Raw genomic sequence first — 13,677 nt, 5'->3', positions numbered from 1 at the left:
AAGATGCAAAAACGTCCCGGAAAACGCCGTTCGCGAATTTTTCCGAATATTTTTTACACCGGGGGTTTACAGTACAAATTACGCTCCGTATAGTGCGCGCCATCGACAGGCAGACGCTTGTCGATGCTGCCCAGATGGTGAAATTGGTAGACACGCCAGCTTCAGGTGCTGGTGACCGCAAGGTCGTGGAAGTTCGAGTCTTCTTCTGGGCACCAATTCAGAGCAACAGATTTCAAAATCTGGTGACTCACCAAAAACCCGCGAAAGCGGGTTTTTGCATTTCAGGGTTTGGGTTGGCTTTTAGTTTTATGCTTTTTTGTTTCCTGAAGCTGAAAAGCATTTATTAAAACCAAAACAGGGGTTTACAGATCAAAACCCGCTCCGTATAGTGCGCTCCATCAACGGCGTGCAACGCTGCTGATGCTGCCCAGATGGTGAAATTGGTAGACACGCCAGCTTCAGGTGCTGGTGACCGCAAGGTCGTGGAAGTTCGAGTCTTCTTCTGGGCACCATTTCAAACAAAACCGAGCCATGTGCTCGGTTTTGTGCTTTCTGGGGTTTGGAAAGTGACAGTGCCTTTGTGGGGACAGAGCCTGGCCTGCTCCCACAACGTTACCCGCTTGTAATCAAGCCCTGAACTGACCCAGACTCGCCTTCAACTGCGCAGCCAGGCCATCCAGCACTTTGCCGCTCGCCGTAGTCTCTTCAACGACCTGCGCCGCACGCTGAGCCTGGGCATGAATCACCTCGACACGCCCTCTCACCGCGTGAGCACCTTCGGCCTGATGCACTGCCGCCTTGGTTGCCAGACCAATCGCCGCATGCACCTGCTCTACAGATTCTTGAACCGTCTGCTGCAATCTTGCGCTGTTGCGCAGCACTGTCAGCCCCTCATTAGCCTGCCGTCCAGCCAGACCAATGGCCGCCACCGCCTCTTTCGCACCCGACTGCAAAGCACCGATGTGCGCCTGAATATCCCCAGTGGAGCTTTGCGTCTTGCTCGCCAGTGCACGAACCTCGTCTGCCACCACAGCAAAGCCTCGACCCGTCTCCCCTGCACGCGCCGCCTCAATGGCTGCGTTCAACGCCAGCAAATTGGTCTGTTCGGCAATGCCATGAATCACTTCCAGCACCACTTCGATCTGCTCGCTTTGCTGAGCGAGCCGCTCAATGACTTTAGAACCCGTCTCGACCTGACCGGCCAGAGCCTCGATCAACCCACCGACCTGATTTGAGGTGCGCGTGTTTTCATCGGTTGCCTGACGAATATCCACTACCTGCCGCAAAGCTGCCTGCATCGCGTGGCTCTCGGACTGAGCCTCTTCAGCCATATGCTCAAGGGCTTGCAGACTCGCAGCAACTTCATCGCGTTGCAGCGCTGCAGCAGCTCCCGCACCGGCGTTACGCTGGCTCATCGCATTGATTTCAACACCCGTGCGCTGCGCCACATCCCCCGCCTCGCGGACAATCGGTTGAAGCTTGGCGACAAAACGATTGACCGCTGCCGCCATGTCGCCAATTTCGTCATTGCTGTCGAGCTTGACCCGCTTGGTCAGATCACCCTCGCCAGCTGCCAGATCATCCAGCGCTGCGATCAACAACAGCAGCTTGTTGACGACCCGACGACCCAACACTACCGCCAACACCAACAGTACCCCCAGCCCGACCAGCGCCAGACCCATGCCGATCCGCCAGCGCAGTGTTTCAGATGCTTCCTTTACTGCTGACGCCGTGTTGGTCGCCATCGCCGAAGCCGCAGCTTGAGCGGAATCCAGACGCGCTCGCAGTGCCGCCGAGCTATCTTTCGAGGCACCACCAAGACTTTCAGAGACCAACTGCCCACCACTGGTGATAAGCGTTGCAAAACGCTTGTCCAGAGCAGCAAGGTTCTCTTCGACTGCGGAAGTGGAAACACCCATACGCACCTTGCCGATTTCGACCCCGTTCGGGCTTATCGAAGCCTCAACGTAGTAAACCGATGCGTCGTTTTTGGCCGCACTAAGCACCTTGTCCATGGCCCGCTCACCTTCTCCCTTGGCAAGCAACGCCTGGATAAGAGGGTTTTCGCGATTCAGGTAGCGGGTTAGATGCTCTCCTGCCGCATCGTCATAAACCACGAACAACACATTGGGATTACGCTGCGCGCGACGGGCAAACTCGGAGAGCGTTGGCGTATCGTTATCCCACATGGCGCGAGGCGCCACAGCAGCGAGAAGCTCCGCCATATCAGTGGCGGACTCTTTCAGGTCTTTTTCAAGAGTGGCACGCAATTGCCCCTGCTCGCCTTTCAAGCGATCAGCCAGGCCGGCACTCAGACGCTGGCTGGTACTGGTCGAGAGACTGTCGAGACTGGAGGTTACTTCGCGACTGGCTTGCTCCAGTTCGGTAGACAAGTGTTGCGAATCTACCCCAAGACGACTCGCAAGGTCGGCTTCAAGCGCCGTAACAGTGCTCCGGGTAAGAGCGACCGCAACGAGCACCTGCACCAAAAGAGCGACACCCAAGGCAATAAATACAGGACGCAGCAAGCGGCTGCGCAAAAGAGAAAGGACAGCTGACACGGGGAATCCCTCCACCATCGGCGCCATTAAAATGATGGCACCTTTTCTGACGCTTATTACAGCAATCGCCGTGCCGTTCCGGTGGTCACGGGAAAACAGAAAAAACAAAGGGCCGCATAAGCGACCCTTTGTTTTTATTTCAACGACTTATCAACCAAACGGGTGACGCAACACGATGGTTTCGTTGCGATCAGGACCTGTCGAGATAATGTCGATTGGCGCACCGACCAGCTCTTCCAGACGCTTGATGTAAGCGCGAGCATTGGCTGGCAGCTCTTCAAGCGTCTTGGCGCCCAGCGTCGACTCAGACCAGCCCGGCACTTGCTCGTACACAGGCTTGAGGCCCAGGTAGCTGTCGGCATCGGTAGGCGCTTCGATGACTGCGCCCTGCTCGTTCTCGTAACCTACGCAGATATTGATGGTTTCGAGGCCATCCAGTACGTCGAGCTTGGTCAGGCAGATGCCGGAGATGCTGTTGATTTCGATAGCGCGACGCAGGATCACGGCATCAAACCAGCCGCAACGACGAGCACGGCCGGTAGTTGCACCAAATTCGTGCCCACGCTTGGCCAGGAAAGCACCCACGTCATCGAACAGCTCTGTCGGGAATGGACCCGAGCCTACACGAGTGGTGTAAGCCTTGGTGATGCCCAGGATGTAATCCAGGTACATCGGACCAAAACCCGAACCAGTGGCAATACCGCCAGCGGTGGTGTTGGAGCTGGTGACATACGGGTAGGTACCGTGGTCGATGTCCAGCAGCGAACCCTGAGCACCTTCGAACATGATGTCTTTGCCGTCACGACGCATTTCATGCAGCGCAGCGGTGACGTCGAGCATCAGTGGCTTGAGCAGCTCGGCGTATTCCATGCACTCGTCCAGAGTCTTCTGGAAGTCGATGGCAGGCTCTTTGTAATAATTGACCAGCACAAAGTTGTGATAGTCGAGCAACTCGCCCAGCTTGGCCGCGAAACGCTCGCGGTGGAACAGGTCGCCAATGCGCAGGCCACGACGTGCAACCTTGTCTTCGTAAGCCGGGCCAATGCCACGACCGGTAGTACCGATCTTGAACTCGCCACGCGCCTTTTCACGCGCCTGATCCAGCGCAACGTGATACGACAGGATCAGCGGGCAGGACGGGCTGATGCGCAGACGCTCACGCACCGGGATGCCTTTCTCTTCCAGCTTGATGATTTCGCGCATCAGTGCGTCCGGCGCAACCACCACACCGTTACCGATGAGGCATTGCACGCCTTCACGCAGTACACCGGACGGAATCAGGTGCAATACGGTTTTTTCGCCGTCGATCACCAGAGTGTGACCCGCGTTGTGGCCACCCTGGTAACGCACTACAGCGGTAGCATGTTCGGTCAGCAGATCAACGATCTTGCCTTTGCCCTCATCACCCCATTGGGTGCCCAGGACTACGACATTCTTACCCATAACACTTGTCCTCATTCACGCAAACTTGGTGTCGGCGGCCGCCGACAGGAAAACTCAAGAAGCCAGCGGCACGACTTGCCAACGCTCGCCATGCTGAATCAATTGCCGATCACAATCGGCCTCACGCGCTGCAGCCACAAGCTGCCCAGGCAATGCCTGCACAACACGCTGACCTTCACTGCGCAACTGACAAACCTGCTGCCAGAGTGCTGCATCCGTACTGTCCGGCATCCAGATACCGCCGGAAGGCAATTCGATTTCCGCACGACCCAATGTCACGAGGGTTTTCAGGTCCGTGGAAAAACCGGTGGCCGGGCGAGCCCGACCGAAATCCGCACCGATGTCGTCATAGCGACCGCCCTGAGCAATGGATTGACCCACGCCCGGAACGAACACGGCGAAAACAACACCCGTGTGATAGTGATAACCGCGCAGTTCACCGAGGTCGAAGTACAACGGTAGCTCAGGGAAGCGGGTCGCAAGACGCTCAGCCACAGTCAGCAGGTCATCAAGCGCTGCCAGCACCGGCGCCGGCGCACTGGCCAGACGATCGCGGGCCGCAGCCAGCACTTCACGACCGCCGCACAGATCGACCAGCGCACGCAGCATAGACGCCAGGTCAGCAGGCAGACTGGCAGTCAGCTCGATCACTTCGTCGATAGCCTTGCGCTGCAGGGCATCGAACAGCAATTGCTCGACCTCGCCAGACAAGCCAGCTGCGCGTGCCAGGCCACGGTAGATACCCACGTGACCAAGGTCCATGTGCACATCTGGCACATCGGCCAGTTGCAGCATGGCCAGCATCAAGCTAATGACTTCAACGTCGCTGCTTGGGCTCGCATCACCGTACAACTCCGCGCCCAGCTGAATCGGGCTGCGAGAAGAAGACAGGGCACGCGGCTGCGCATGCAGCACGCTACCGGCGTAGCACAGACGGCTCGGGCCTTCACGGCGCAGGGTATGCGCATCGATGCGCGCCACTTGTGGCGTGATGTCGGCACGAAAGCCCATCTGGCGACCGGACTGCGGGTCGATCACTTTGAAGGTGCGCAGATCCAGGTCGGAGCCCGCGCCAGTGAGCAAGGATTCAAGGTATTCGATATGAGGGGTAACTACGAATTCATAGCCCCAGCTCTGGAACAGATCCAACACCTGACGACGCGCTACTTCAATGCGCGCCGCTTCAGGTGGCAGTACTTCTTCGATGCCATCTGGTAGCAGCCAGCGGTCAACCGTTGCCATTACGCCTTTCCCCTATGATCCGGGCGACCCGCGCCGAGGCGGGCCTTGAGTAAAGCAGAGAGTGGTCAGGTGCTGCGCGCATTCTTGCGGGCACGGCGAGCGCCCGAGAATGGCTCTTTCAGACCACTGTCCTCGAAAATCATGCCACTGCCGTGGCCAATCAATCGTGCAGACGCAAAAAAGCCGGGAATTTCCCGGCTGCCGCATCATACACACGTTTTACCGCATGATCACCCCGCCAGACGGTTTTGCCGCCCGGCGGGTGAATTGCAGCTTTCAGATCACGGCTTGGATTTTTCCAGGTAGCGGAAGAAATCACTGCTTGGATCCAGAACCATCACGTCGCTCTTGTTCGCGAAGCTTTCACGGTAGGCGCGCAGGCTGCGGTAGAACGCATAGAACTCCTGATCCTGGCCGTACGCCTTGGAGTAGATCGCGGAAGCTTGTGCATCACCATCACCGCGCGCCTCTTCCGACTCGCGATAGGCTTCAGCCAGCAACACACGACGCTGACGATCGGCGTCGGCACGAATACCTTCAGCCAGCTCGTTACCCTTGGCACGATGCTCACGCGCTTCACGTTCACGCTCGGTACTCATCCGCTCAAAAACGCTGCGGTTCACTTCCTTCGGCAAGTCGATAGCCTTGACCCGAACGTCGATAACCTCGATGCCCAGTTCCTTGCTCGCCATGGCATTCAACGAAGCAGTGATGTCAGCCATCAACGCGTCACGCTCGCCCGACACAGCTTCGTGCAGGGTGCGCTTACCGAACTGGTCACGCAGACCGGATTCGAGACGACGCGACAGACGCTCATCAGCGATTTGCTTGAGGCCGGATGTAGCCGTGTAGAACACTTCTGCATCCTTCACACGCCACTTGGCGTAGGCATCAACCATGACCGCTTTCTTTTCCAGCGTCAGGAAACGTTGAGTCGGTGCGTCCAGCGTCAGCAGGCGACCATCAAACTTGCGCACCTGGTTGACGTAAGGAATCTTCACGTGCAGACCCGGTTGAATATTGGGCTCAACCACGCGGCCAAATTGCAGCATTACGGCACGTTCAGTCTGGGACACGATAAACAAGCTGTTCCAGGCAACCACTGCCAGCACCACAGCAACAATCAGGGCGATCAGCGATTTATTGCTCATCAGCGAGTCTCCCTTGTACGCGGCTGCTGAATCTCTGCGGCGCGGGCACCAACATCAGCTCCAGCAGTGTTTGCACCGGTAGTCGGGGCAGTGCTGTTACCACTACGGCCATTTTCGATCATCTTGTCGAGCGGCAGATAAAGCAGGTTGTTCTGCCCTTTATCACCGGTCACCAGCACTTTGCTGGTATTGGTGAACAGCTCTTGCATGGTGTCCAGATACAGACGCTCACGCGTCACTTCCGGAGCCTTGCGATACTCGGCAACCAGCTTGGTAAAGCGATCAGCTTCACCTTTAGCGCGCGAGATCACTTCGTCACGATAGCCGTTAGCGTCTTCGATAATGCGCTGAGCCTGACCACGTGCTTCCGGGATTACACCGTTCGCGTAGGTTTCAGCCTGGTTACGCGAACGCTGCTCGTCTTCACGGGCACGAATCACGTCATCGAATGCTTCCTGAACTTCACGTGGCGCAGCAGCGCTTTGTACGTTCACCTGAGTCACGGTGATACCGGTGCGATAGGTATCGAGGAAGCGTTGCAGACGCTCCTTGATTTCACTCGCCATCAGCTCACGACCTTCAGTCAGCACCTGGTCCATGGCAGTGGAACCCACGACATGGCGCAGGGCACTTTCAGTGGCGTGCTGCAGACTGACTTCCGGCTGATCAACGTTCAGCACGAAATCACGCAGGTTGGAAATCTTGTACTGCACGGTCAGCGGCACTTCAACGATGTTTTCGTCTTCAGTCAGCATCTGGCCTTGTTTGCTGTAGGCACGTTCGCGAGTCACGTTTTCCATGTACTTGCGATCAAACGGCGGGAAATAGATATTAAGACCCGAGCCTACTGTCTCGTGGTACTGACCGAAGCGCAGCACGACGGCCTGCTCCTGCTCGTCCACAACGTAAATGGCGCTGTACAGCCAAATCGCGACCAGCACGACCAGACCAATGCCCAGCAAGCCGAAACCGCCACCCTTGCCAGGGTTGCTGTCACCACCACCGTCACCACCACTGCGTTTCTTACCACCACCGAACAACCCATTCAGGCTTTCCTGCAGCTTTCGGAAGGCCTCGTCGAGATCCGGTGGCCCCTTGCGGTCGCCGCCCTTGCGCTTACCACCCCAAGGATCCTGATTATTCGAGTTGCCACCCGGCTCATTCCAAGCCATAGCGCTCTCCATCTGATAAAGCAAAGACGCGCCCGCGGCGCGCCGACCAATGCTACAGAATGCCCAAGAGAGCCGTACAACGGCTTTCTCACGCTTTTATTGCAAAGTGTGTTGCTCGATGAATTCCAGCGGCTGCAGTCCTTCGCGACTCACCAGACGATTGAACTCAACGCGCGGTAAACGTACTGCCAACAGGCTGCTGCCTTGCTCGTCATATTCTTCGCTCTGCACCGCACCCAGCTCGAAGAACTGGGCACGCAGCCGGGCGAAATCCTGAGACAGATGCAGGGTGCCGACAAACAAGTCATCACCCAGTAATTCCGCAACCGCCTGCTTGAGCAGATCCAGCCCTCGACCATCACGGGCGGACACCCAGACACGTTGCGGTTTGCCATCGGCATCACGCTGTATCTGCGGCTCTACCCCTTCAAGCAGGTCGAGTTTGTTATAGACCTCAAGTATCGGCAAGCCCTCGGCACCGATCTCGCCAAGTACAGCCATAACCTGTTCGATCTGCTCCATGCGATCAGGCTCGTGAGAGTCGATGACGTGAAGCAGCAGGTCAGAGTTGCTGGACTCTTCGAGCGTAGCGCGAAAGGCCTCAACCAGCTTGTGCGGCAGGTGGCGAATAAAGCCCACGGTGTCAGCCAGCACGATAGGCCCCAGGTCGTCGAGTTGCAGACGGCGCAGGGTCGGGTCGAGCGTGGCGAAGAGCTGATCCGCAGCAAACACGTCGGAATCGGTCACAGCATTGAAGAGTGTCGATTTGCCGGCGTTGGTATAGCCCACCAGTGAAACCGAAGGGATGTCGGCGCGCTTGCGCCCGCGACGAGCCTGCTCACGCTGGCTGCGAACCTTTTCAAGACGGCCTTTGATCTGCCGCAGACGAACCCGCAACAGACGCCGGTCAGTTTCCAGCTGGGTTTCACCGGGACCACGCAGGCCAATACCACCGCCCTGACGCTCAAGGTGAGTCCAGCCACGGACCAGCCGCGTACTCATATGCTCGAGCTGAGCCAGCTCGACCTGCAATTTACCTTCATGAGTACGCGCACGCTGCGCAAAGATGTCGAGGATCAAGCCCGTGCGATCAAGTACGCGACACTCGAAAACACGTTCGAGGTTACGTTCCTGACTGGGTGTAAGCACGTGATTGAAGATGACGATATCGATTTTTTCAGCTTTGACCTGATCGCGAAGTTCCTCGACCTTGCCGCTGCCAATCAGATATTTGGCCGATGGCCGATGACGCGGCACGTTGACGAACGCGACGGTATCGGCGCCAGCCGATATGGCCAACTCCCGAAACTCCTGCGGATCTTCGCGCGCCTCAGGGTCCTGACCATCCAGATGAACGAGTATCGCGCGTTCACCACCACTGTGGCGCTCAAAGAACAAAGCAGACTCCTATCAGGCGTTACCTGGCTCGGCGTCGCCCTGTTCACCTTCGTTTGCACTTGGCAGACGAATTGGACGAACCGGTACAACGGTAGAGATGGCGTGCTTGTAGACCATTTGGCTGACAGTGTTCTTCAGCAAAATAACGAACTGGTCAAAGGACTCGATGGTGCCTTGCAGCTTGATACCGTTGACGAGATAGATCGAAACCCCAACCTTCTCTTTACGTAGGGTGTTCAGGTAAGGGTCTTGTAGCGAATGCCCTTTTGACATGTGCCGCACTCCTTTAAGGATCAATAATAATTCGAATTCAATTGGCTTGAACCGCCACCCCCCAAGGATAGACGGCTATTGCAAGGACTCAGCTCAATATGGAGACCGACCCCAGGTATTTCAAGGTGCGTGGCAAATTGTCGCTGGCCAGACTGTCTAGCCAGTGTAAATCGTCCCAACTGCGTAGCCAGGTAAACTGTCGTTTGGCCAGTTGGCGCGTGGCAATGATCCCACGCTCCTGCATCTCGGCCCATGTCAGTTTTCCATCCAGATGATCCCAGACCTGGCGATAACCGACGGCTCTTATAGACGGCAAACCCGCATGCAGGTCGCCTCTTGAGCGTAACGCCAGAACTTCGTCCAGGAATCCCTGGTCCAGCATTGCTGAAAATCTTGACGCTATACGGCCGTGCAACACCTTGCGATCTGCCGGAGCAATGGCCAGGCTGGCGACAGTATAGGGCAATTGCGGTCTACCAGAAGCCGCAGCATCAGTAGTTTGCGCACTTTGTTGTTCTCTATGTGCTGTCATGTTTAACCCACTGACCCGATAAACCTCCAGCGCGCGTATCAATCGCTGCGGATCATTGGGGTGGATTCTAGCCGCAGATACCGGATCCACTATGGCCAACTGGTCGTGTAAAGCCTGCCAGCCATGGGCTGCTGCCTGCGCTTCCAGCTCCGCCCGAACACCTGCGTCAGCGGCTGGCATATCTGCCAGCCCGTCCAATAGAGCCTTGAAATACAACATAGTGCCGCCAACCAGCAGCGGAATTTTACCCCGAGCGGTTATTTCAGCCATCGCAAACAGTGCATCCGCGCGAAAATCAGCCGCCGAATAGCTTTCGGTCGGATCAAGAATATCCACCAGTCGGTGAGGAAATTCGGCCAATTGTGCCTTGGAAGGCTTGGCAGTTCCGATGTCCATGCCACGATAGACCAGCGCCGAATCGACACTAATCAGCTCGCAAGGGAGGACTTTACACAGTTCCATGGCCAGATCGGTTTTACCCGAAGCCGTCGGCCCCATCAGAAAGATGGCCGGAGGTAGAGCGCTCATTCAACGACCGCGCAGGAAGAGTTTGTCCAGATCATCCAGGCCCATTTGGGTCCAGGTAGGTCGGCCATGGTTGCATTGACCGCTGCGCTCGGTGTTTTCCATGTCGCGCAGCAGACCGTTCATTTCCGGGATCGCCAGACGGCGGTTGGCCCGGATTGCGCCATGGCACGCCATGGTGCCCAGCAATTCGTTCATGTGAGCCTGAACACGGTCACTGGTGCCGTATTCCATCAGATCGGCCAGCACGTCGCTGACCAGCCGATTGGCCTCGGCCTGCTTCAACAAGGCCGGAATCTGCCGGATTGCCAGACTTTCAGGGCCAAGACGTTGCAACTCAAAGCCCAGGCGTTGGAATGTCTCGATGTGCTCTTCAGCGCAATCGGCTTCACGCTGACTCACCGCAATGGACTCAGGCACTAATAAAGGCTGACCGCTGAGGCCTTCACTGGCCATCGCAATCTTCAGGCGCTCATACATGATGCGCTCGTGTGCGGCGTGCATGTCTACCAGCACCAGACCGTGAGCGTTTTCCGCCAGAATATAAATGCCTTTGAGTTGCGCCAAGGCGTAGCCCAAGGGGGGAATATCGCCCTGAGTTTCCGGTAGCGAAACGGCAGGCGTGCCGGGCAACGGTGCATAAAACTCGCGATAGGCACTTTGCGCCTCGGCGGCAGGCAACGTCGCCGTAGGGCGCGGCGTGTACTGATATTGATAACCGGCGCCCGCACCTGAACCCGCTGGTGGCGCATAGGGCTGAGCCTGCGGCTGCTCCAGTAAATTATTGGCCAGACGCATTTCACCCTGCGGCCCGAATTCACCGGCTTGTGGGCCAGTCGGGCGCTCCACGGCGGTAACCGGCACTGACCCAGCCAACTGATCTTCAGGCCGAACATCGCCTAGCGCCCGGTGCAAAGTGCCGTACAGGAAGTCATGGACCATCCGCCCGTCACGGAAGCGGACTTCGTGCTTGGTCGGGTGCACGTTGACGTCGACGACCGCAGGATCAACCTCGAAGAACAGCACGAAAGTCGGGTGACGGCCATTGAACAACACATCGCGATACGCCTGACGCACGGCATGGGCCACAAGCTTGTCGCGCACTGCCCGACCGTTTACAAAGAAATATTGCAAATCAGCCTGACTGCGGGAAAACGTCGGCAACCCGACCCACCCCCACAGGTGCAAGCCATTGCGCTCAATCTCGATGGGCAGCGCCTGCTCCAGAAAACCGGGACCGCAAATCGCTGAAACGCGTCGGGCTCGGGCAGTGTCGTCGTTGGCTTCGTGCAGGCTGAGGATCGTCTTGCCGTTGTGCCGCAGGTGGAACGCCACGTCGAAACGTGCGAGCGCCATGCGTTTGATCACTTCCTGCAGGTGATCGAATTCGGTTTTTTCCGCTTTGAGAAACTTGCGCCGCGCCGGGGTGTTGAAAAACAGGTCACGGACTTCTACCGACGTACCCACAGGGTGCGCAGCAGGCTGAACACGGGAGGCCATGTCGCGCCCCTCGGTTTCAACTTGCCAGGCCTGATCGGCATCGCGAGTTCTAGAGGTCAGGGTCAGCCGCGCTACGGAACTGATCGACGCCAGCGCCTCCCCCCGAAACCCAAGGCTCATGACCCGCTCAAGGTCTTCCAGCTCGCGAATCTTGCTGGTGGCGTGGCGAGCCAGAGCCAATGGCAGGTCATCTGAAGAAATGCCACTGCCGTCGTCACGCACCCGCAGTAACTTGATCCCGGCCTGCTCGACGTCGACGTCAATACGTTTGGCGCCCGAGTCCAGGCTGTTTTCCAGCAACTCTTTGATGACGGACGCTGGCCGCTCAACCACCTCACCCGCCGCGATCTGGTTGGCCAGTCGTGGGCTGAGCAATTCAATGCGCGCAGCATTGAGGGCTGCACTGCCGGTGTGCGCCTGTACGTCAGGCTCAACACTGTCGAGTAGTAGATCGGTCATGGTTGAGCCGCCACCTCGGAGCTAGGGATTTTCAGGTCCTGCCCGATACGCAGTTCATCCGTCTTCAGGTTATTGGCGCTGCGCAATGCGGCAGGGCTCATATCGTAGCGGGCAGCCAGCATCGAAAGGCTTTCGCCCGAGCGAACTACGTGGTTGCGCGGCCCCTGAGCGAGCTTGCCGTTATCACGCAACCAGGCAATGTAGGTGCCTTGTGGCGGGTTTTGCTGGAAGAACTGCTTCACGCCGGAATTGATCGAGCGCGCCAGTGCCTGCTGGTGCGAGGCGGCGCTGAGCTTCGCAGCTTCGGCATTGTTAGAGATGAACCCGGTTTCTACGAGGATCGACGGAATATCAGGCGACTTGAGCACCATGAAGCCCGCCTGCTCGACCCTGGACTTGTGCAGCGACGTCACTCGGCCAATGTTGGTAAGAACCTTCTGTCCGACATTGAGGCTTGAGGACAGCGAAGCGGTCATGGACAAGTCCAGCAACACGCCCGCCAGCATCCGGTCCTTGTCATCAAGGCTCACCGCGCCAGCACCACCGATCAAGTCAGAGCGGTTCTCACTGTCTGCCAGCCAGCGTGCAGTTTCAGATGTTGCACCACGCTCAGACAACGCGAACACCGAGGCACCAAAAGCCGCGCGCGAAGGCGCAGCATCCGCGTGAATCGACACAAACAAGTCCGCGCCTTTGGCCCTGGCGATCTCCGTCCGCTTGCGCAGCGGGATGAAGTAGTCGCCAGTACGGGTCAGCTCGGCACGGTAGCCCTTTTCAGCATTGATCTGCCGCTGCAGCTCTTTGGCGATAGCCAGAACGAGGTTTTTCTCTTTCTGCCCGCTACTGCCCGAAGCACCCGGGTCTTCGCCGCCGTGACCAGCGTCGATCACGATCACGATGTCGCGCTTGCCGTTAGGCACTGGCGTGAGCTTTATCTCGGGCTTGGCAGGGCTGACCGGTACAGCAGGCGCTGTATTCGCGGCCGTATCTGGAATGGTCGGACTCGGGTTGGCATCACCCGGCTCATCGAAAAGGTCAACGACAAGGCGGTTACCGTATTGCTGATTCGGGGCCAGGGTGAAGCTTTTGGGCGTCACGGCCTTTTTCAGGTCGATGACCACCCGCAAATCCGTAGCCGTGCGCTGTGCCGAGCGCATGCTGGTAATCGGAGTGTTGGCCATCGGGACGTTCAACGGGCCGCCCAACGTGGCGCCGTTGATATCAATCACCAGTCGATCAGGAGAAGTCAGGGTGAAAACGCTGTGCTGGACGGGACCGGACAGGTCAAAAACCAGCCGTGTGTTATCCGGTGCACGCCATAAGCGAACACTTTTTACCTGTGTTGCGGCCAGCGCATCAACAGCCAGGGCTGTCAAAAGCAGACCCACTACAGTAACCAGCGCGCGCATGCGCATACCTAA

Annotated in this window: 10 protein-coding genes, 2 tRNA genes and 1 pseudogene; 2 read left to right on the top strand and 11 right to left on the bottom strand. The window is 57.7% G+C overall.

Going from position 1 to position 13,677, the window contains the following annotated elements; genetic code table 11:
* Positions 1 to 128: 128 nt before the first annotated feature.
* Positions 129 to 215, top strand: a tRNA-Leu gene (locus ACYASS_RS21570).
* A gap of 210 nt (positions 216 to 425) precedes the next feature.
* Positions 426 to 512: transfer RNA gene (locus ACYASS_RS21565), tRNA-Leu, on the top strand.
* A 114-nt stretch (positions 513 to 626) separates the two neighbouring features.
* On the opposite strand, the gene ACYASS_RS21560 is transcribed toward ACYASS_RS21565, so the two are convergent.
* The 11 genes and pseudogenes from ACYASS_RS21560 to ACYASS_RS21510 form a co-directional block, all read right to left on the bottom strand.
* Positions 627 to 1,331, bottom strand: a complete 705-nt coding sequence (locus ACYASS_RS21560) for a methyl-accepting chemotaxis protein (protein WP_463587648.1) — start codon at positions 1,329 to 1,331, stop codon at positions 627 to 629.
* A 201-nt stretch (positions 1,332 to 1,532) separates the two neighbouring features.
* A pseudogene (locus tag ACYASS_RS21555) lies at positions 1,533 to 1,682 on the bottom strand (hypothetical protein); the annotation flags it as partial.
* A 1,029-nt stretch (positions 1,683 to 2,711) separates the two neighbouring features.
* On the bottom strand, positions 2,712 to 4,004 hold the full coding sequence (locus ACYASS_RS21550; RefSeq protein ID WP_122663144.1) for an adenylosuccinate synthase: 1,293 nt from the start codon (positions 4,002 to 4,004) through the stop codon (positions 2,712 to 2,714).
* A 54-nt stretch (positions 4,005 to 4,058) separates the two neighbouring features.
* On the bottom strand, positions 4,059 to 5,246 hold the full coding sequence (locus ACYASS_RS21545) for an ATP phosphoribosyltransferase regulatory subunit (RefSeq protein WP_463587610.1): 1,188 nt from the start codon (positions 5,244 to 5,246) through the stop codon (positions 4,059 to 4,061).
* 281 nt (positions 5,247 to 5,527) lie between these two features.
* Positions 5,528 to 6,397: a protease modulator HflC gene (gene hflC / locus ACYASS_RS21540; protein ID WP_087269871.1), complete on the bottom strand. Its 870-nt coding sequence runs from the start codon at positions 6,395 to 6,397 to the stop codon at positions 5,528 to 5,530.
* Positions 6,397 to 7,569, bottom strand: coding sequence for an FtsH protease activity modulator HflK (gene hflK / locus ACYASS_RS21535; protein ID WP_122663146.1), 1,173 nt, complete (start codon positions 7,567 to 7,569; stop codon positions 6,397 to 6,399). The genes hflC and hflK overlap by 1 nt, the downstream gene beginning before the upstream one ends.
* A 96-nt stretch (positions 7,570 to 7,665) precedes the next feature.
* Entirely contained in the window at positions 7,666 to 8,967 is a 1,302-nt protein-coding gene (gene hflX / locus ACYASS_RS21530; RefSeq protein WP_027900443.1) for a ribosome rescue GTPase HflX, read from the bottom strand.
* 12 nt (positions 8,968 to 8,979) lie between these two features.
* A complete protein-coding gene (gene hfq / locus ACYASS_RS21525) occupies positions 8,980 to 9,240 on the bottom strand; it encodes an RNA chaperone Hfq (RefSeq protein WP_032631228.1) in 261 nt (86 codons plus the stop codon).
* An 88-nt stretch (positions 9,241 to 9,328) separates the two neighbouring features.
* Positions 9,329 to 10,300 (bottom strand): tRNA (adenosine(37)-N6)-dimethylallyltransferase MiaA, encoded by a 972-nt coding sequence (miaA, locus tag ACYASS_RS21520; protein ID WP_463587609.1) that lies wholly within the window; start codon positions 10,298 to 10,300, stop codon positions 9,329 to 9,331.
* Entirely contained in the window at positions 10,301 to 12,256 is a 1,956-nt protein-coding gene (mutL, locus tag ACYASS_RS21515) for a DNA mismatch repair endonuclease MutL (RefSeq protein ID WP_463587608.1), read from the bottom strand.
* Positions 12,253 to 13,671, bottom strand: coding sequence for an N-acetylmuramoyl-L-alanine amidase (locus ACYASS_RS21510; protein ID WP_463587607.1), 1,419 nt, complete (start codon positions 13,669 to 13,671; stop codon positions 12,253 to 12,255). The genes mutL and ACYASS_RS21510 overlap by 4 nt, the downstream gene beginning before the upstream one ends.
* Positions 13,672 to 13,677 lie beyond the last annotated feature (6 nt).

The organism is Pseudomonas sp. HP_14, assembly GCF_055283875.1.
This window is presented reverse-complemented; position numbering and strand designations above follow the sequence as displayed.